Below are 18870 nucleotides of genomic sequence, written 5' to 3' on the forward strand. Positions count from 1 at the left end.
GACGCTTATCTAGGGCGCACCGCCCGGCGCGGGAAGCCCGACGCTTGCCGCCGCCGCGCCCCTGCGCCACCCTCCCGCGCGACGCTCAACTCGGAAAGACCTTCGATGCCCATCAAGAACCGTTTCGCCGAACTCCTGCCCGAGATCACCGAGTGGCGGCATCACCTCCACGCCAATCCCGAACTGCTGTACGATACCCACCAGACGTCCGCTTTCGTGGCCGACAAGCTGCAAGCGTTCGGCTGCGACGAGGTGGTGACCGGTATCGGACGCACGGGTGTCGTCGGGCTCATCAAGGGCCGCTCCGACCGCTCCGGGCGGGTCATCGGGCTGCGCGCCGACATGGACGCGCTGCCCATCGAGGAGCGCACCGGCCTGCCGTACGCCTCAGCCACGCCCGGGAAGATGCACGCCTGCGGCCACGACGGGCACACCGCGATGCTGCTCGGCGCGGCGCGCTACCTCGCCGAGACGCGCAACTTCGACGGCACGGTCGCCGTCATCTTCCAGCCCGCCGAGGAGGGCGGGGGCGGCGGACGTGAGATGTGCGCCGACGGGATGATGGAGCAATTCGGCATCGAGGAGGTGTACGGCATGCACAACTGGCCGGGCCAGCCGCTCGGCTCCTTCGCCATCCGCCCGGGCCCGTTCTTCGCCGCGACGGACCAGTTCGTCATCACCATCGTCGGCCGCGGCGGGCACGCCGCCAAGCCCCACGAGACGACCGACCCGACGGTGACGGCGAGCCACCTCGTCCTCGCGCTCCAGACCATCGCCAGCCGCAACGCCGACCCGGTCGATCAGGTCGTCGTCTCTGTCACCTCGTTCGAGACCTCGTCGACGGCGTTCAACGTAATCCCCTCCAGCGTCACGATAAAAGGCACCATCCGCACCCTGACGAAGCCGATGCGGACGCTCGCCGAGGAGCGGCTCAAGGCCATCGCCGAGGGCGTCGCGACGACCTATGGCGCGCGGGCGGAGATCGAGTGGCGGCCGGGCTACCCGAGCATGGTCAACCACGCGGCGCAGACGGAATTCGCCGCCGAGGTGGCGGCCGAGGTGGCCGGGGAGTGCGTCGAGGCGCCGCTCGTCATGGGCGGCGAGGATTTCGCCTACATGCTCGAGGAGCGCCCCGGCGCCTACATCCTCGTAGGCAACGGCGACACCGCGCCCGTCCATCACCCGGAGTACAATTTCAACGACGAGGCGATTCCCGCGGGCTGCTCGTGGTGGGCGGAGATCGTGGAGCGGCGGCTGCCGGCGGCCTAGAGCGCGCCCTTCAGCGCCGCCTCGAGCCGGTCGGTCAGGCGGTCCTTGTCGAAGCGCGCGACCGCCGTGTCGCGCGCCGCGCGGCCCATGCCCGCGGCCTGTTCGGGATGGGCGAGCAGGCGGCCGATGGCGGCGGCGTAGCCCTTGCGGTCGTGCTCCTCGACGAGCCGGCCGTGGACCCCGTCGGTCACCGCCTCGGGAATGCCGGCATGGCGCGTCGAGACGATGGCGCAGCCGGCGGCCATCGCTTCCTGTATGCTACTGGGCAGCCCTTCGGTATTGCCGTTGGGTTCGGTAACGGAGTGCTGCAGGAAAACGGACGCGCGTGCGAGACGGTCCCGCACGCCCTCGCGGCCGATCTCGCCGTGGAAGACGACGCGCTCCACCGCCTGCTTCTCGCGCACGTACGCCTGGCAGGCCGCGAGCAGCGGGCCGTCGCCGACCATGTGCAGCCGCGCCCCGGGCTCGTGGCGCGCGGCCTCGAGGAACGCGGTGATCGTCAGCATCGGCGCCTTCTTGTCCACGAACCGCCCGACCGCGACCGCCTCGCCCGCGACCTTGTCGCCGGGCCGGAAGGCGGCGGTGTCGGCGCCGCTCGGGATCACCCGCGCGCTCGGGTGCAGGATGTCGTGGGCGGCGAGGTTGTCGAGCAGGAACTGCGAGACGGAGAACACCCCCGCGAGGTGCGGCATCAGGCGCTGGTAGGCCGGCACGTAGAGCGGCTCGTGCAGCAGCTTGGAGGCGTCGAAGCCGCGGAAATAGGTGAAGAGCGGCAGGCCGAGGCGGCGGGCCACGGGCGAAAACTGGATCGCGCGGTTGCCGAATTCGGCGAGCAGCACGTCGACCTGGTGCTCGCGCAGGAACGCCTCCAGCTTCTGCCGGGCGCTCCCCGTGGGCACGTTGAGCGCGCGGTGCTTCAGCCAGCCGCCGGCCATCGCCGCCGGCGCGGCGAGCCGGTCGGCGGCGCTGCGGGGCTGGTCCTCGAGGGCGAAGACCGGCTTCTCGAGCGGGTTGTCGCCGAGGAACCTGTTGCAGATCACCACCGTGCGGCCGCCGAACAGCCGCGCGATATGGTGGTTTACGAAGGTCTCGCCCGCCCTGTGATATCCGCTTGTGATCACACCCAGAACGGGGGCGCGTCGCGCGTCGCTCATCGTTGGCTCCTTGTCGCGACATGCTTGACACGGGGGGGCCGGGGAAGGGAAGGGCGTGTGATGGATCACGCCACTGTCGCTTGCATCAAGTGGGGCACGCTGTTCGGCCCCGAGTACGTCAACCGGCTCTATTCGGGCGTGCGACGGCACATGGGCCGGCCGGTGCGCTTCCTGTGCATGACGGAGGACGCGGCGGGGCTGCACCCGGAGGTCGAGGTGCTGGAACTGCCGCGCGAGCCGTTTCACGACGAGATGTCGCAGGCGCTCGCGGTGGCGAACCGGCAGGGGGCGATGCGCAAGGTGTCGCTGTTCAAGCCCGGGCTGATCCCGCAGCATACCGGACAGGTGCTCGGTTTCGACCTCGACGTCGTCATAACAGGCGATCTCGCCCCGCTCTGGGAGATGGCGCCGGGGCGGGTGGCGATGCGGGCCGACTGGGTCGAGGCGCGTCGCGGACGGCCGACCGGACACGGGTCCGTTTTCCGCTACGAGCCCGACAGGCACCGATTTCTCTACGAGGATCTGGCGCGCGACCCGGCCGGCGAGGTCGCCACCGCGCGCGGCTCGGAGCAGCGCTACACCTCGACCAAGGCGCAGGCGCGCGACCAGTTCGCCTACATTGCCGACGACCTCGTCGTCAGCTTCAAGCACGACTGCCTCGGGCTGCCGCCGCGCAACTGGGTCGCTACCGCACGGCTGCCCGATAACGCACGGGTGGTCTGTTTCCACGGCCATCCGAAAATGGACGAGGCCGTCGCCGGCTGGCACGGCTCGCTGTTGCGCTACACCCGTCCGGTTCCGTGGCTGCGCGAGCACTGGATCGAGCGGGCGCGGGCGGATCTTGGCGCGCGGTGGGCCTGAGCGGTCTGGATCTCGCCGCGGCGATGGGGCAAAGACGGCGACAGCAAGCGGAGGGGCCAATGGGCGTCTGGAATTCGATCAAGCGCATCTTCACCTGGTGGGACGGGCAGACGCTCAACACGCAGTTCCACACCTGGCGGCGCGGCACCAAGGTGGGCGAAGACGCCGAGGGCAACATCTACTACCGCAACGCCGACGACACCAAGCGCTGGGTGATCTACAACGGCGAGATCGAGGGCAGCCGCGTCAGCCCCGAATGGCACGGCTGGCTGCACCACACCTGGGACGAACCGCCGACCGAGCGCCCGCTGCAGCACAAGCCGTGGGAGAAGGAGCACCTGCCCAACCTCACCGGCACCGCCCAGGCCTACGCCCCCGCCGGCTCGCTGCGCCGGCCCGACCCGATCAAGCGGACCGACTACGAGGCCTGGACCCCCGAGTGATGCGCGAGAACCCGACAGAAGTCGTCGTCGGCGGCGCGGTGCTGGCGCTCGCCGTCGGCTTCCTCGTGTTCATGCTGCAGGGCACCGGCGTCTCGGCGCGCGGCGCGGGCTACGAGCTGGTGGCCAACTTCAGCTCCGCCGAGGGCGTCGACGTCGGCACCGACGTGCGCATGGCGGGCGTCAAGGTCGGCACCGTCTCGGCGCTCGAGCTCAACCCCGAGACCTACCGCGCCGACATGACGATCAGCGTGCAGGACGGCCTCCTCGTGCCCGACGACAGCTCCCTCGCGGTCGCCTCGGAGGGGCTGCTCGGCGGCAACTTCATGGAGATCGTCCCCGGCGGGTCGTTCGAGTTCTTCGAGCCCGGCGCGCAGTTCCGCGACACCCAGAGCTCGGTCAGCCTGCTCACGCTGCTGCTGCGCTATGTCGGCGGGGGCGACGAGTGATCCGCGCGCTCGCCCTCTGCCTCGCGCTCGCCGCCCCGGCGGCCGCGCAGCAGGCCAACAGCGCGCCCGGCGGCGTGCTGCGGGTGCTCGACAAGCAGACGGGCCACGTCGAGGATCTCGAGCTGCAAGCGGGCCAGACTGCCCAGTCGGGCCTCGTCGAGGTCTCGCTCGGGGCGTGCCGCTACCCGGCGGGCAACCCGGCGGGCGACGCCTACGCGCTGCTGACGGTGCACTATCGCGGCCAGGTGGAGCCGGTCTTCCGCGGCTGGATGATCGCCTCGGCCCCCGCGCTCAACGCCATGGACCACCCGCGCTACGACGTCTGGGTGCTGCGCTGTATCACCTCCTGAGCCGGCGGCAGCGGGCTGGCAGCGTCGAAGTCGGCCGGCCGGCCGAGGGCGCGGGCCAGCCGCGTGCGATACTCCGCGCGCGGGATCTCGATGGCGCCGAGGCTGGCCAGGTGGGGCGTCAGGAACTGCGTGTCGAACAGGGTGAAGCCGCCGCTGCGCAGCCGGTCGATGAGGTAGGCGAGGGCGATCTTGCTGCCGTCGGTGGCGCGGCTGAACATGCTCTCGCCGAAGAACGCCGCCCCGAGCGCGACGCCGTAGACCCCGCCGACCAGCGCGCCGTCGTCGGACCAGACCTCGAGCGAATGGGCGTGGCCCGACTCGAACAGCGCCTCGTAGAGCTCGTAGATCGTGTCGTTGATCCAGGTCTCCTCGCGGTCGGCGCAGGCCTGCACCACCGCCGGGAAGGCGGTGTCGATGCTGACGCGGTAGCCGCCGCGCCGCATCCGCCGTGCGAGCGAGCGGGAGACGTGGAAGCCGTCGAGCGGGAAGACGCCGCGGAATCGCGGGTCGACCCAGAAGATCTCCGGGTCGGCCCGCGTCTCGGCCATCGGGAAGATCCCGGTGGCGTAGGCGGTGAGCAGCATGTCCGCGGTCAGTCCGGCCTGTTCGTCCTTCATCCGACCGCCTGCCGTCCTACGCGTAGTGGGTCTCGAGCCAGTGTTCGAGCCAGTGGATGGTGTAGTCGCCCGACTGGATGTCCGGCTCGGCGAGGAGCTCGTGGAACAGCGGGATCGTGGTCTCGACGCCGTCGACGATGAGCTCGCCGAGCGCCCGCGCCAGCCGCGACAGCGCCTCGGGGCGGTCGCGGCCGTGGACGATGAGCTTGCCGATCAGGCTGTCGTAGTAGGGCGGGATCATGTAGCCGTCGAACAGCGCGCTGTCGATGCGCACGCCGAGGCCGCCCGGCGCGTGGTACTGGCTGATCCGCCCCGGGCGCGGCGCGAAGGCGGGGACCGTCTCGGCGTTGATGCGCACCTCGATGGCGTGGCCGTTGATCGACAGGTCGTCCTGCGAGAACGACAGCGGCATTCCCTCGGCGACGCGGATCTGCTCGCGCACGAGATCGACGCCGAAGATCGCCTCGGTGACGGGATGCTCGACCTGCAGGCGGGTGTTCATCTCGATGAAGTAGAACTCGCCGTTCTCGTAGAGGAACTCGATCGTGCCGGCGCCGGAATAGCCGATCTTGGCGACGGCGTCGGCGCAGACCTTGCCGATGCGCGCGCGCTCTTCCTCGGAGATGCAGGGGCCGGGGGCCTCCTCGAGCACCTTCTGGTGGCGCCGCTGCAGCGAGCAGTCGCGCTCGGCGAGGTGGACGGCGCCGCCCCGACCGTCGCCGAAGACCTGGATCTCGATGTGGCGCGGCGTGGTGAGGTACTTCTCGATGTAGACCTCGTCGTTGCCGAACGCGGCCTTGGCCTCCGAGCGTGCGTTCTGGAAGGCGTGCTTCAGGTCGGCGGCGCTCTGGGCGACCTTCATGCCGCGCCCGCCGCCGCCGGCGGTGGCCTTGATGATGACCGGGTAGCCGATGTCGGCGGCGATCTCCTCGGCCGCGGCCAGATCGACGACGCCGCCGTCGGAGCCGGGCACGCAGGGCACGCCGAGCGCCTTCATCGTGTCCTTGGCGGTGATCTTGTCGCCCATGATGCGGATGTGCTCGGCGGTGGGGCCGATGAAGGTGAGGCCGTGGTCCTCGACCACCTGCACGAAGTTGGCGTTCTCGCTGAGGAAGCCGTAGCCCGGGTGGATCGCCTGGGCGCCGGTGATCTCGCAGGCCGAGATGATCGCCGGGAAGCTGAGGTAGGATTGCCCCGAGGGCGGCGGGCCGATGCAGATCGCCTCGTCGGCCATGCGCACGTGCATGGCGTCGGCGTCGGCGGTGGAGTGGACGGCGACGGAGGCGATGCCCATCTCGCGGCAGGCGCGGATGACGCGGAGCGCGATCTCGCCGCGGTTCGCGATGAGGATCTTCTGGAACATGCGCCTTACTCGATGATCATCAGGAGCGCGCCGTACTCGACCGGCGTGCCGTCTTCGACGAGCAGGCGCTTGACGGTGCCCGAGCGGGGGGCGGGGATCTGGTTCATCGTCTTCATCGCCTCGATGATGACGAGCGTGTCGCCTTCCTTGACGGTGCTGCCGACCTGCACGAAGGGCGGCGCGCCGGGCTCGCCCTGAAGGTAGACGGTGCCGACCATCGGCGAGGTGACGGCGCCGGGGTGGCTGCCGGGATCGTCGGACGCGGCCGGCGCGGCGGCGGGGGCCGCGGCCGGGGCCTGCGGCGCGGCCGGGGCGGCGGGGGCCGGGGCGGCGTACATCTGCGGCGCCGGGGCCGGGGCGGCCGGGATCTGGCGGCTGACGGTGACGTTGAGGCTGTCGTTCTCTCCGAACTCCCGCTTGACCTGGAGTTCGGTCAGGTCGTTTTCGCGGAGGAGTTCCGCCAGCGCCCGGATGAAGGTCACGTCGCTGTCGTGGGAGGGTGTATCGCTCATTCTGTCCTCGGGCCGTTGCCTCTTGTTTTGCACGGCGGGAGGGCGCCGCTTGCCGGCAACGATCCCGTCGTGCGCCCGCTTATACGCGAGGCCCCGTGGCGAAGAAAGCGGCGCGGCAGCAAAATGCCGCTCAGACGGCGGGTTCGGCCGTTTCGGCGGCCGGTGCGGCGGCTTCGGCCTCCGCCTCGGCGCCGGTGGCCGGCGGCGCCGGTGATTCGGCGGCCTTGGCGAGCGCGCGCGCGTCGTCGGATACGGCGTCGGCGGTGGCTTCCGCCGCGTCCGCCTCGGCGCGGGCGGTGGCGGCCGTCTCGCGAGCCTCCTCGGCGGCGCGGGCGCGCGCCTCGGCGGCGGCCCGGGCGGCTTCGTCGGGCAGCATCGGCAGGCCCCAGGGCTTCAGCGTGCGCTCGACAGGCGCGACGGGCGTGACCTGCCGCGCCTCGCGCGACGCGTCGGCGCCGCTGACCGAGAGCGCCGCGCCGAGGGTGGCGCCGCTCTGGCTCTGGCCGGGGGGGAGGGGCAGGGGCACCTCGGGCCTCGGCGCCCGGGCGAGCGCGGCGGCATCGGCCGCCGGGCGCTGGTCCATTGCGTGGGTGGGCGCCGGAAGCGGGCGCAGCGATATCTCCATTCGAGCCTCCATCTCGACACGGGTGGAACGTGACCTTCCGAGCCAGTTAGGCAGCCGAAGATGGACGAGTCGTTAACGCCGCGCGGCTTTCGCGCGCGCCGGTTAACGCCTCAGATCGCCAGGTACTGCGCCCGCAGCGTCTCGTTCTCGAGCACCTCGCGCGCCGAGCCGTCGAACACCACCTTGCCGATGTCGAGGATCACCGCCCGGTCCGCCAGCTTCAGCGCCGCGACGGCGTTCTGCTCCACGATCACCGTCGTGATGCCCTGGTCGCGGATGATCTCCAGCGTCCTGGCGATCTCCTGCACGATCACCGGCGCCAGCCCCTCGTAGGGCTCGTCGAGCAGCAACACCTTGATATCGCGGCACAAGGCGCGGGCGATGGCGAGCATCTGCTGCTCCCCGCCCGAGAGCGTCACGCCCTCCTGCTTGCGCCGCTCGCCGAGCCGCGGAAACAGCTGGTAGACCCGCTCGAGCGACCAGCCGACCGGCGGCGCGATCTGGGCGAGTTGCAGGTTCTCCTCGACGGTCAGCCCCGGGATCACGCGCCGGTCCTCGGGCACCAGCGCGATGCCCGCCGCCGCCGCCTGGTGGCTGCGCATGGTGTGCAGCGGTTGGTGGTCGAGCCAGATCTCGCCCGACGCCAGCGCCGGCGAATCGAGCCGCGCGATGGTGCGCAGGGTCGAGGTCTTGCCCGCGCCGTTGCGCCCGAGCAGGGCGAGGATCTCGCCCTCGTGGATGTCGAAGCTCACCCCCTGCACGATGTAGCTCTCGCCGTAGAAGGCCTCGACGTTCCACACGCTCAGGTACTTGGGATGGGTGGCGGCGTTGTTGACGTTCTTGTCGAACGGCGCGGTGGCGGTATCGGTCATCGCTGTCTCCTCAGACCTGGGCTTCGCCGAGATAGGCTTCGCGCACCTTCGGGTGGCCCTTGATGCGATCGGGCACGTCCTCCACCAGCGGCGTGCCCTGGGCGAGCACGGTGATCCGCTGGGCGAGGCTGAAGACGACGTTCATGTCGTGCTCGATGATGCACATGGTAATGTCGTGCTTGGCGTGGATCTCCTTGAGCAGGTCGATCGTGTTGTTGGTATCGGCCCGCGCCATCCCCGCCGTCGGCTCGTCGAGCAGCAGCAGCCGCGGCGACTGCACGAGGCACATCGCCATCTCCAGCCGCCGCTTGTCGCCGCGCGACAGCGAGCCGGCCAGCATCCGGCGCTTGTCGTGCATGTTGACGTCCTCGAGCATGTGCAGCGCCATGTCGCGCAGCTCGCGCTCGTTGGCGACGGTCTCGTAGGCATGCATCCGGAACGCCCCGTCGCGGCGCGCGAAACACGGGATCAGCACGTTCTCCAGCACGCTGAGATCGGCGAAGATCTCCGGCGTCTGGAACACCCGGCTGATCCCCATCTGGTTGATCTCGTGCGGCTTGCGGCCCAGCACCGACTGCCCGTCGAACATCACCGAGCCCGAGTCGGGGATCAGCTTGCCGACGAGGCAGTTCAGCAGCGTCGACTTGCCCGCCCCGTTCGGCCCGATGATCGCGTGCACCGAGTTCTCCTGCACGCTCAGGTTCACGTCCCCCAGCGCCTGCAAGCCGCCGAAGCGCTTGTTGACGCCCTTCACTTCGAGAATGCCCATGCGCGGCGCTCCTTATTCGGCCGGTTGCTTGCGGGCGGCCTCGGCCTCCGCCTCGCCGCCCTTGCGGTTGCGGCGGCGGAAGGCGAAGCGGCCGATGCGCTGCCCGCCCTCGACCAGCCCGCCGGGCAGGAAGATGACGACGAGCATGAACAGGATGCCCAGCGTCAGGTGCCAGCCCTTGCCCACGAACGGGTGCAGGAGCGTCACGAAGAGGTTCTCCAGCCCCTCGGGCATGAAGGCGAACCAGCTGTGCAGCACGCCGTCGTTGATCTTCGAGAAGATGTTCTCGAAGTACTTGATGAAGCCCGCGCCCAGCACCGGGCCGATCAGCGTGCCCGCGCCGCCGAGGATGGTCATCAGCACCACCTCGCCGCTGGCGGTCCACTGCATCCGTTCGGCGCCCGCGAGCGGGTCCATCGAGGCCATCAGCCCGCCCGCGAGCCCGGCGTACATGCCCGAGATCACGAAGGCGGCGAGCGTGTAGGGGCGCGGGTTGAGGCCGGTGTAGTTGAGCCGCTGCTGGTTCGACTTCACCGCCCGCAGCATCATCCCGAAGGGCGAGCGAAAGATGCGGATCGAGAGGTAGAAGACGATCAGCATCAGGACCGCGCAGACGTAGTATCCGGCATTGAAGTCGAAGGCCCAGAACGTCTCGCCGAAGGCGCCCGGCAGCATGTGGGTGTCGCAGCCCGACAGCCCGCTGGCGGTGCCGCCGAGCTTGACCTCGCAGGTCTGGCGCATCTCCAGCCCGAACAGGTTGGTCACGTTCGGCGCGCTGGCGCCGTGCAGCACCTGCGGGTCGGAAGGGTAGACCTGCAGGCCCGTCTCGCCGTTGGTGAGGTTGATCAGCGCCGGGTTGCCGAGCACCGAGTAGGCCAGCGCGAACGACATCTGCGCGAAAGCGAGCGTCAGGATCGAGAAGTAGATCCCCGAGCGGCGCAGCGAGATGTAGCCGATCACCACCGAGAACAGCCCCGCCACCACGACCGACAGCAGGATCGCCGGGATGATGTTGAAGCCGAGCAGCTTGAACATCCACACCGCCGAGTAGCTGCCCACCCCGAGGAAGGCCGCGTGGCCGAAGGAGAGGTAGCCGGTGAGCCCGAACAGGATGTTGAAGCCGATGGCGAAGATGCCGAAGATCACGAACCGCTGCATCAGGTCCGGGTAGCCGGCATTGAACTGCGCCATCGCCGAGTTGGCCGGGAACGGGTTCAGGATGATCGGCGCGAAGAGCGTCATCACGGCGACGATGACGAGCAGCATCACGTCTCTGCGTTCAAGTCCGCGCATGGCTCACTCCTCCATCACGCCCTTGCGGCCGAGCAGGCCGCGGGGGCGGGTCAATAGGATCAGGATGGCGACGAGGTAGATGATGATCTGGTCGATCCCGGGGATGATGTCCTTGATCCAGTTCATCGAGGCGAAGCTCTGCAGGATGCCGAGCAGGAACCCCGCCGCCACGGCGCCGGGCAGCGAGCCCATGCCGCCGACGACGACCACCACGAAGGACAGCACCAGGAAGTCCATGCCCATGTGGTAGTTCGGTGAGTTGATCGGCGTGTACATCACCCCCGCCAGCCCCGCGACGATCGCGGCGAGGCCGAACATCAGCGTGAAGCGGCGGTCGATGTCGATGCCGAGCAGCCCCACCGTCTCGCGGTCGGCCATGCCGGCGCGCACGACCATGCCGAAGGTGGTGAATTGCAGGAAGGCGAAGACCGCGCCGATGATGATCACCGAGAAGGCGAAGTAGACCAGGCGCCAGTAGGGGTAGGTGATCGTGTAGGGATCGAAGCCCAGCATCACGCCGAAATCGAGGCTGCCGCGGAACGCCTCGGGCGCGGGCGTCGGGATCGGGTTGGCGCCGTAGACCTGCTTGATGATCTCCTGCAGCACGATGGCGAGGCCGAAGGTGACGAGGATCTGGTCGGCGTGGGGGCGCTTGTAGAAGTGCTTGATCAGCCCGCGCTCCATGACGATGCCGACGAGCAGCATGACGGGAATGGCGAGCAGGATGGAGATCGGCACCGCCCAGTCGATGATCAGCGCCCCCGTCGCCTCGCCGAACCAGTCGTTCACGTAGGGCACGTCGACCTTCATCGGGTTGCCGAGGAAGTCGGTCCGGGTCTCGTCGACGACCTGGTGCGACAGGCTCAGCAGGCGGCTCATGGTGACGGCGCAGAAGGCGCCGATCATGAACAGCGCCCCGTGCGCGAAGTTGACCACGCCGAGCGTGCCGAAGATCAGCGTCAGCCCGAGGGCGATCAGCGCGTAGGCCGACCCCTTGTCGAGCCCGTTCAGGAACTGGAGGATGACGGCGTCCATGTCTCCACCTTCATGGATGTGTCGGGAATGCCCGGCGCGGGGCCGGGCAGGGCGGGCCGGCGGCCCTCGAGACGGCGGGGCAGGGGCGCGCCCCCGCCCCGCGCTCGCGGCTCACGCGCCCGGGTTGCACTCGCCCAGGTCGCCCCCGTCGAACATGGGGTGATCGGGCTCGTAGGTGACCTGCTCGGTCGGGGTGACCTCGACGATCTCCACCAGGTCGAACTCGTTCTCCGGGTTCTCCTTGCCGCGCACCACCACGACGTCCTTGAAGCACTGGTGGTCGCCGGCGCGGTAGAGCGTCGGGCCGTTGCCCATGCCGTCGAACTCGAAGCCCTCGAGCGCCTCGACCACGGCGCAGGGGTTGAACGAGCCCGCGCGGGTGACGGCGTCGGCGTAGAGCAGGGTCTGCACGTAGCAGGTGTGGGCGGCCTGGGAGGGCGGGAAGCCGTACTTCTCGCCGAAGGACTGCACGAAGGCGTTGGTGCCGACGTAGCGCTCGCCCATCTCGTTCTCGAGCTTCCAGTCCCAGTTCTGCGAGCCGGGGATGCCCTTGATGTTCTGGCCCGCGCCGCGCGCCATCAGCTCCGAGTAGAGCGGCACCACGATCTCGAACTTCTTGCCGTTGGCCTGGGCCTCGCGCAGGCCGAACTGCACCGCGTTGGTCAGCGAGTTGACCATGTTGCCGCCATAGTGGTTCAGCACCAGCACGTCGGCGCCCGAGGACAGCACCGGCGCGATGTAGGCGGAGAAGTCGGTCTCGGCGAGCGGGGTGAGGACGTTGTTCACGGTCTCCCAGCCCATCGCCTCGGTCGCCGCGGCGATCGATTCCTGCTGGGTCCAGCCCCAGTTGTAGTCCGCGGTGAGGTGGTAGGCGTTGCGGTCGGTGCCGTAGAGGTTCTGCAGCACCGGCGCGAGCGCGGCGGCGGACATGTAGGCGTTGAAGAAGTGGCGGAAGCCGTTGGCCTTGCGGTCCTTGCCGGTGGTGTCGTTGGAGTGGGTCAGGCCGGCCATGAAGATGACCCCGGCCTCCTGGCACAGGCCCTGCACGGCGACGGCGACGCCCGACGAGGAGCCGCCGGAGATCATGATCGCGCCGTCCTTCTCGATCATCGAGCGGGCCGAGGCGCGGGCGGCGTCCGACTTGGTCTGGGTGTCGCCTGTGACGAAGTTGACCCGGCGCCCGAGGATGCCGGTGCCGTCGAGGTTCTTTTCGGAGAAGGTGTTCAGCATCCCGCCGTCGCCCTCGCCGTTGAGGTGCTCGACGGCGAGCTCGAAGGCGCGCAGCTCGTCGGCGCCCTCGTCGGCGTAGGGGCCGGTCTGGGGCACGTTGAAGCCGAGCACGACCTCGCTGTCGCCGGGGGCGTTGGTGAAGCCGGTATGCGCCTCGGCGCGCAGGTAGGTCGGCAGCGCCAGCCCGGCGGAGGCGATCGCGCCGGTGCGCAGTACCCCGCGACGGGTGAATCTTGAAGTCGACATGGATGTCCTCCCTGTAGGTGTCGCCGGTCCTGGGCTCCTCTTCCCGGACCGGTCGGTCGCTTTGCAGCGTAGGGGCAGTATCGGCAGGTTCGGGAAAATCGCGCAACAACCCCCTCTGTTGGCGGGATTTTTCTGTAAACCAATCGACAGGCGCGTTAAGGTTCTTGTAAATCCGTTATCCCGCGGCCGCAGCATCGGCACGCGGTCGACCAGGCAGGAGGCCGCCTTGGCACAGCGCGCACTCACCGGCTCGCGCATCCGCGCCCGCCGCCTCGATCGCGGCCTCCGACAGGCCGACCTGGCGCAGATGGCGGGAATTTCGGCGTCGTACCTGAACCTTATCGAGCACAACCGCCGCCGCATCGCGGGCCGGCTGCTGCACGAGATCGCCCGCGTGCTCGAGATCGACCCGGTGGTGCTGAGCGAGGGCGCGGGCGGCGCGACGGTCGATTCCCTGCGCCGCGCCGCAGCGAGAGGCGGCGCCGACACGCCCCCCGAGCTCGACCGGATCGAGGAGCTGGCCGACCGCTACCCGGGCTGGGCGGGGGTGATCGCGGCGCAGGAGGCGCGCATCGGCGCGCTCGAGGGCCGGCTGCGGGTGATGAGCGACCGCCTCGCCCACGATCCCCAGCTCGCCAGCGCGCTGCACGAGGTGATCTCGGCGGTGACGTCGATCCGCTCGACCTCGTCGATCCTCGCCGGCTCCGACGATCTCGACGCCGACTGGCAGGCGCGCTTTCACAACAACCTCCACGCCGATGCCCAGCGCCTCGCCGGCTCGAGCCAGGCGCTGATCCGCTATCTCGATGCCACCGGCGCCGAGCGCAGCACGCCGCTGTCGCCGCTCGACGAGGTCGACGCGCTGTTCGCCGCGCGCGGCGGCCACGTCGCCGAGCTCGAAGGGCAGGGGGCGGAGGCGGTTAACCAGCTCGTCGCGGCCGCACCCCAGCTGAGTTCCGACGACGCCCGCCACCTCGCCCGCGCCCGGCTCCTGCGCTACGCCGAGGACGCCGCCGCGCTGCCGCTCGCGCAGGTGTCGGAGCAGGCCCAGGTCTGCGACCACGACCCGCTGCGCCTCGCCGCCGCCACCGGCGCCGGCCTGCCGCGCGTGCTGCGCCGCCTCGCCGCACTGCCCGCCGCCCTCGGCCACCCGCTCGCCGGCCTCGCCGTCGCCGACAGCGCCGGCGCGCTGATCGCGCTCCAGCCGCTCCCCGAGGTCGAGTTCCCGCGCGCCGGCGGAGCCTGTCCGCTCTGGCCGCTGTTCGAGGCCCTGGGCCGCCCGGGGCAGCCGGTGCGCGCGCTGGTCGAGCTGCCGGGCGGCCAGCCGCGCCGGGTCATGGCCTACGCCGTCGCCGCGCCGCGCGGTCCCGTGAAGTACGGCGCGCCGGCGGTGCTCGAGAGCACGATGCTGATGCTGCCCGCTCCGGCGCGCTCGGACCTGCCGCCGCGCCCCGCCGGGATCGCCTGCCGGATCTGCCCGCGCCCCGCCTGCCCGGTGCGCCGCGAACCCTCGATCCTCGGCCCCGAGGCTCAGCCGGGCCGGTAGTCGCCCGCCCGCCGCCCCGGCTCGTCCACGAACAGCGACGGCAGCACCTCGAGGGCGCCGATCCGGTCGATGCCGATCTCCACGAACCCCTCCGCCGCCTCGTCCCAGGCCAGCAGCGTCCAGAGCCGCCCCCAGAAATCGAGCCGCAGCGGCCGCAGTACCCGCCCGTCCACGCGCAGCTTCTGGCGCGCCCGGATCGCCTGGCGCAGCGTCGCCAGCCACGGCAGCGCCCGCGCGGCGGCGTCGGCGGGGCGCGGCGCGAGCCCGTCCTCGGGCAGCGCGGCGTCGAGCTTGTCGGCCAGCCGCCCGGCGGCGGCGGCGAGATCGGCCTCGCCCGATTGCGCCACCGCCGCCAGCCCGATCTGCAGCGCCTCGAGCTCGTCGGCGTCGAGATGCAGCGGCGGCAGGCTCAGCGCCGCGGTGATCCGGTAGCCCCGTCCCGGCGTCCCCTCCAGCGGCACCCCCGCGTCGCGCAGCGTGTCCATGTCGCGGTAGATCGTGCGCGGCGTCACCGCGAGCCGCGCCGCCAGGTCCGCCGCCCGGTGCGGGCCGGGGCGCTTGAGCGCCTGCATCAGGGCCGAGAGCCGATCGCCGCGCATGTCCACTCCTGACAGGTTTCTGTCGCAACATGCGCCGCGCCACCCCCGCCCGCAACCCCGCCGCGCCATTTGCGCCTTTCGCCCCGCCCGCCCCAGCGGCTAGGGATTGCCCGGACGAGGGACGTTCGCGCCCCAGCCGGCGCGCCTTAGGGAGACATGGAACAATGCTCAACAACATCGGCCTTCCCGGCCTTCTGCTCATCGCCGTCGTGGTCCTCGTGCTGTTCGGCCGCGGCAAGATCTCCTCGCTCATGGGCGAGGTCGGCAAGGGCATCACCGCCTTCAAGCGCGGCGTCGAGGACGGCAAGAACGAGATCAACGCCAGCCTCGAGGACGACGACGACAAGTCCACCGCCACCGCCACCGGCACCCGCGGCACCACCGCCGACACCGCCCACACCGCGCGCGACGTGACGCCGGAAGAGGAAAAGGAGCGGGTCTGACCCGCCTCCGAGAAGGACTCGCACCATGTTCGGAATGGGCTGGACCGAGCTCATGGTCGTCGGGATCGTGGCGCTCATCGTCGTCGGACCCGAGGACCTGCCGCAGATGTTCCGCAAGGTCGGTGAGTTCACCGGCAAGGCGCGGGGCATGGCGCGCGAGTTCTCCAAGGCGATGAACGACGCCGCCGACCAGGCCGGCGTGCGCGAGATCGACAAGACCATCCGCGCGGCCTCGAACCCGACCAAGTTCGGCACCGACTCGCTGAAGAAGGCGACCGGCCTCGGGCCGGAGACCTCCAAGCTCTCCGCCGAGCGCGAGGCGGCGCGCCAGAAGATCCACGACGCCGCCGCCCAGCGCGCCCAGGAGCGGCGCGACCGCGAGGCCGCCGCCGCCGAGATGGCCGAGGACGAGGCCGACGCGCTCGAGGCCGACGCCCGCCTCGACGCCACGCCCGAGCCCGCCCCGCCGCCCGCGCCCCCGGCCGCCGAGCCCGAGCCGCGCCCGGTGCCCGCCGGGGCCGGCGCGTCCGACAGCGAGACCGACAAGACATGAGCAACGCAGACGAGATCGCCGACAGCTCCGCGCCGCTGATCGAGCACCTGCGCGAATTGCGCTCGCGGCTGATCCACTCGGTCGTGGCCTTCCTGATCGGCATGGTGATCTGCTTCACCGTCGCCACCCCGATCTTCAACTTCCTGACCGCCCCGCTCTGCGCCGAGCTCGCCGAGCTCGGACAGGATTGCGACCTGATCTTCATCTCGCCGCAGGAGGGCTTCTTCGTCGCGATCAAGGTCTCGCTGCTGGGCGGGCTGATGCTGTCCTTCCCCTACATCGCGCTCCAGATGTGGCGCTTCGTGGCGCCGGGCCTCTACCGCAACGAGAAGGGTGCCTTCCTGCCCTTCATCATCGCCTCGCCCTTCATGTTCCTGCTCGGCGCGTCCTTCGCCTTCTACGTGGTGACGCCGCTGGCCTACGACTTCTTCCTCGGCTTCCAGCAATTCGGCGCCGACGGCGTCGCGGTGCCCGAGCCCGGGGTCGGCACGGGCCTGTCGGTGGTCTTCCAGGGCTCGGCGCAGGAATACCTCAACCTCACCGTGAAGTTCATCGTCGCCTTCGGCCTCTGCTTCCAGCTGCCGGTGCTGCTGACGCTGATGGGCAAGGCCGGGCTGGTGACGTCGATGGGCCTCAAGGCGGTGCGCAAGTACGCCGTGGTCGGCATCCTGATGCTCGCCGCCATCGTCACCCCGCCCGACGTCATCACCCAGGTGATCCTGTTCGTCGTGGTCTACGGCCTCTACGAGATCTCCATCCACCTCGTGAAGCGCGTCGAGAAGAAGCGCGAGGAGCAGCTGCGCGCCGAGGGCGTGCTGGGCGAGAACGAGGGTCTCTACGACCAGTTCGAGGACGAGGACGAGAGCGCCAGATGACCGACCCGCTCGACCGCATCGCCGAGGCGCTGGAGCGCCTCGCGCCGCCCGCGCATCCCGCCCCCGACTTCGCCGCCGCCGCCGCCTTCGTCTGGCATCCCGACCCGGACCGTCTGGTGCCGGTGGACGCGGTCAACCGCGTCGAGCTCGACCTGCTCGTGGGCGTCGACCGGGCGCGCGACACGCTCTACCAGAACAGCCTGCAATTCGCGCGCGGCCTGCCGGCCAACAACGCGCTGCTCTGGGGCGCGCGCGGCATGGGCAAGTCGAGCCTCGTCAAGTCGGTTCACGGCCGACTCCACGCCGACCATCCCCGTCTCAAGCTCGTCGAGGTGCAGCGCGAGGACCTCGCCAGCATCGGGCGCTGCCTGGCGATGCTGCGCGGGCGCGAGGAGCGGTTCATCCTGTTCTGCGACGACCTCTCCTTCACCGGCGACGACGCGCACTACAAGTCGCTGAAGGCGGTGCTCGACGGCGGCGTCGAGGGCCGGCCGGAGAACGTGGTGCTCTACGCCACCTCCAACCGCCGCCACCTGATGCCGCGCGACATGATCGAGAACGAGCGCTCCACCGCGATCTCCCCCTCGGAGGCGGTCGAGGAGAAGGTGTCGCTGTCGGACCGCTTCGGCCTCTGGCTCGGCTTCCACCCGTGCGACCAGGATTCCTACCTGGCGATGATCCGCGGCTATTGCGACGCCCACGGCGTCGAGATCTCCGACGCCGACCTGCGCGCCGAGGCCATCGAGTGGCAGGCGACCCGCGGCGCCCGCTCCGGCCGCGTCGCCTGGCAGTACTTCACCGACCTCGCCGGCCGCCGCGGCGTCCACATCGCCTGAACCCGTAGGGTGCGCATTCATCGCGCACCCGCCCCGTGAGCATCTGTCGCGTCGGGCCTGAGCCGCCAAGCACCCGCAGCCCCGTAGGCCGGGCTTCAGCCCGGCCCCACCCCCGCCTTGCCAACCGCCACGCACCCGGCGTAACAGGCAGCGCCCCCGCCGAGACGCCGCCCCCCACAGGAGCCACCATGCCCACCGACCGCCCCCAGCCCGCCTTCGTCCTGCTGCGCCCGCAGATGGGCGAGAACATCGGCGCGGCGGCGCGGGCGATGTGGAATTTCGGCCTCGACCGGATGCGCCTCGTCGCGCCCCGCGACGGCTGGCCCAATCCTTCCGCCGTCGCGCTCGCCAGCGGTGCCGGCCGGCTGCTCGACGAGGCGCAGCTGTTCGACACCACCGAGGCGGCGATCTCCGACACCACCTTCGTCTACGCCACCACCGCCCGCCCGCGCGAGCTGACCAAGCCGGTGATGACGCCGGAGGCCGCGATGTCGGACGCCGCGGCGCGGGTGGCGCGGGGCGAGAAGGTCGCGGTGATGTTCGGCCCCGAACGTGCCGGCATGGAAAACGCCGACATCGCCGCCGCCTCCGCCATCGTGTCGGTCCCTGTCAACCCGGACTTCCCCTCGCTCAACCTCGCCCAGTGCGTGCTCCTGCTCGGCTACGAGTGGCGCCGCGCCACCTCGCAGACGGCGCCGGTGCGCCTCAAGGGCCAGCGCACCGAGCTCGCCGAGCGCCTCGAGGTGGAGCGGCTCGGGGACCATTACGAGGAGCGGCTCGCCGAGGCCGGGTTCTTCTTCCCCGAGCACAAGGCCGAGGGCATGAGGCTCAACCTGCGCAACCTCTGGAGCCGCATGCCCCTCACCCGCGCCGACGTGCAGATGCTCCACGGCATCCTGCGCCAGATGGTCCGCTGGAAGGAGCGCGGCTGAG

At 70.5% G+C, this 18870-nt stretch carries 22 protein-coding genes; 11 read left to right on the plus strand and 11 right to left on the minus strand.

Annotated features, from left to right (window positions below; all coding sequences use genetic code 11):
* The first annotated feature begins 105 nt into the window (after positions 1–105).
* Positions 106–1269 carry a M20 aminoacylase family protein gene (locus OG2516_RS01795; RefSeq protein ID WP_007253885.1) on the plus strand — a complete coding sequence of 388 codons (1164 nt, stop codon included), beginning with the start codon at positions 106–108 and terminating at the stop codon, positions 1267–1269.
* On the opposite strand, the gene OG2516_RS01800 is transcribed toward OG2516_RS01795, so the two are convergent.
* Positions 1266–2423 (minus strand): glycosyltransferase, encoded by a 1158-nt coding sequence (locus OG2516_RS01800; protein WP_007253886.1) that lies wholly within the window; start codon positions 2421–2423, stop codon positions 1266–1268. The genes OG2516_RS01795 and OG2516_RS01800 overlap by 4 nt on opposite strands.
* A 60-nt stretch (positions 2424–2483) precedes the next feature.
* On the opposite strand from OG2516_RS01800, the gene OG2516_RS01805 reads away from it, so the two are divergent.
* The 4 genes from OG2516_RS01805 to OG2516_RS01820 are packed head-to-tail and all read left to right on the plus strand — an operon-like array spanning position 2484 to position 4523.
* On the plus strand, positions 2484–3284 hold the full coding sequence (locus OG2516_RS01805) for a hypothetical protein (protein ID WP_007253887.1): 801 nt from the start codon (positions 2484–2486) through the stop codon (positions 3282–3284).
* Between the two features lie 59 nt (positions 3285–3343).
* Positions 3344–3727 (plus strand): NADH:ubiquinone oxidoreductase subunit NDUFA12, encoded by a 384-nt coding sequence (locus OG2516_RS01810; RefSeq protein ID WP_007253888.1) that lies wholly within the window; start codon positions 3344–3346, stop codon positions 3725–3727.
* A complete protein-coding gene (gene mlaD / locus OG2516_RS01815; protein ID WP_007253889.1) occupies positions 3727–4173 on the plus strand; it encodes an outer membrane lipid asymmetry maintenance protein MlaD in 447 nt (148 codons plus the stop codon). Before OG2516_RS01810 ends, mlaD begins: the two co-directional genes overlap by 1 nt.
* The gene (locus OG2516_RS01820; RefSeq protein WP_007253890.1) at positions 4170–4523 is read left to right on the plus strand and encodes a DUF2155 domain-containing protein; all 354 of its coding nucleotides are present in this window, start codon (positions 4170–4172) and stop codon (positions 4521–4523) included. The genes mlaD and OG2516_RS01820 overlap by 4 nt, the downstream gene beginning before the upstream one ends.
* Here OG2516_RS01820 and aat read toward each other — a convergent pair.
* The 9 genes from aat to OG2516_RS01865 form a co-directional block, all read right to left on the minus strand.
* Complete coding sequence (aat, locus tag OG2516_RS01825) at positions 4487–5140, minus strand: leucyl/phenylalanyl-tRNA--protein transferase (protein WP_007253891.1); 654 nt, start codon at positions 5138–5140, stop codon at positions 4487–4489. The two genes, OG2516_RS01820 and aat, sit on opposite strands and share 37 nt — an antisense overlap.
* Positions 5141–5156: 16 nt before the next feature.
* On the minus strand, positions 5157–6503 hold the full coding sequence (accC, locus tag OG2516_RS01830) for an acetyl-CoA carboxylase biotin carboxylase subunit (RefSeq protein ID WP_007253892.1): 1347 nt from the start codon (positions 6501–6503) through the stop codon (positions 5157–5159).
* Between the two features lie 5 nt (positions 6504–6508).
* On the minus strand, positions 6509–7015 hold the full coding sequence (gene accB / locus OG2516_RS01835) for an acetyl-CoA carboxylase biotin carboxyl carrier protein (protein WP_007253893.1): 507 nt from the start codon (positions 7013–7015) through the stop codon (positions 6509–6511).
* A 130-nt stretch (positions 7016–7145) separates the two neighbouring features.
* Positions 7146–7640: a hypothetical protein gene (locus OG2516_RS18825; RefSeq protein WP_007253894.1), complete on the minus strand. Its 495-nt coding sequence runs from the start codon at positions 7638–7640 to the stop codon at positions 7146–7148.
* 110 nt (positions 7641–7750) lie between these two features.
* Positions 7751–8512: an ABC transporter ATP-binding protein gene (locus OG2516_RS01845; protein WP_007253895.1), complete on the minus strand. Its 762-nt coding sequence runs from the start codon at positions 8510–8512 to the stop codon at positions 7751–7753.
* Positions 8513–8522: 10 nt separating this feature from the next.
* Positions 8523–9281 (minus strand): ABC transporter ATP-binding protein, encoded by a 759-nt coding sequence (locus OG2516_RS01850; protein WP_007253896.1) that lies wholly within the window; start codon positions 9279–9281, stop codon positions 8523–8525.
* A gap of 12 nt (positions 9282–9293) precedes the next feature.
* Complete coding sequence (locus OG2516_RS01855; RefSeq protein ID WP_040614882.1) at positions 9294–10574, minus strand: branched-chain amino acid ABC transporter permease; 1281 nt, start codon at positions 10572–10574, stop codon at positions 9294–9296.
* A gap of 3 nt (positions 10575–10577) precedes the next feature.
* Positions 10578–11609, minus strand: a complete 1032-nt coding sequence (locus tag OG2516_RS01860; protein WP_007253898.1) for a branched-chain amino acid ABC transporter permease — start codon at positions 11607–11609, stop codon at positions 10578–10580.
* Between the two features lie 111 nt (positions 11610–11720).
* On the minus strand, positions 11721–13085 hold the full coding sequence (locus OG2516_RS01865; RefSeq protein WP_007253899.1) for a substrate-binding protein: 1365 nt from the start codon (positions 13083–13085) through the stop codon (positions 11721–11723).
* Positions 13086–13311: 226 nt separating this feature from the next.
* On the opposite strand from OG2516_RS01865, the gene OG2516_RS01870 reads away from it, so the two are divergent.
* Complete coding sequence (locus tag OG2516_RS01870) at positions 13312–14631, plus strand: helix-turn-helix transcriptional regulator (protein WP_007253900.1); 1320 nt, start codon at positions 13312–13314, stop codon at positions 14629–14631.
* Here OG2516_RS01870 and OG2516_RS01875 read toward each other — a convergent pair.
* Positions 14616–15230, minus strand: coding sequence for a helix-turn-helix transcriptional regulator (locus OG2516_RS01875; protein WP_007253901.1), 615 nt, complete (start codon positions 15228–15230; stop codon positions 14616–14618). The two genes, OG2516_RS01870 and OG2516_RS01875, sit on opposite strands and share 16 nt — an antisense overlap.
* A 164-nt stretch (positions 15231–15394) precedes the next feature.
* On the opposite strand from OG2516_RS01875, the gene OG2516_RS01880 reads away from it, so the two are divergent.
* From OG2516_RS01880 to OG2516_RS01900, 5 genes are all read left to right on the plus strand, one after another.
* Positions 15395–15673, plus strand: a complete 279-nt coding sequence (locus tag OG2516_RS01880) for a twin-arginine translocase TatA/TatE family subunit (protein ID WP_007253902.1) — start codon at positions 15395–15397, stop codon at positions 15671–15673.
* Positions 15674–15698: 25 nt separating this feature from the next.
* Positions 15699–16226: a Sec-independent protein translocase protein TatB gene (tatB, locus tag OG2516_RS01885; protein ID WP_050769099.1), complete on the plus strand. Its 528-nt coding sequence runs from the start codon at positions 15699–15701 to the stop codon at positions 16224–16226.
* Positions 16223–17101 (plus strand): twin-arginine translocase subunit TatC, encoded by an 879-nt coding sequence (gene tatC, locus OG2516_RS01890; RefSeq protein WP_007253904.1) that lies wholly within the window; start codon positions 16223–16225, stop codon positions 17099–17101. Before tatB ends, tatC begins: the two co-directional genes overlap by 4 nt.
* Positions 17098–17937, plus strand: coding sequence for an ATP-binding protein (locus OG2516_RS01895; protein WP_007253905.1), 840 nt, complete (start codon positions 17098–17100; stop codon positions 17935–17937). Before tatC ends, OG2516_RS01895 begins: the two co-directional genes overlap by 4 nt.
* A 188-nt stretch (positions 17938–18125) precedes the next feature.
* A complete protein-coding gene (locus tag OG2516_RS01900) occupies positions 18126–18869 on the plus strand; it encodes an RNA methyltransferase (RefSeq protein ID WP_007253906.1) in 744 nt (247 codons plus the stop codon).
* Position 18870 lies beyond the last annotated feature (1 nt).

This window comes from Oceanicola granulosus HTCC2516, from assembly GCF_000153305.1.
GTDB classification, from domain to species: domain Bacteria; phylum Pseudomonadota; class Alphaproteobacteria; order Rhodobacterales; family Rhodobacteraceae; genus Oceanicola; species Oceanicola granulosus.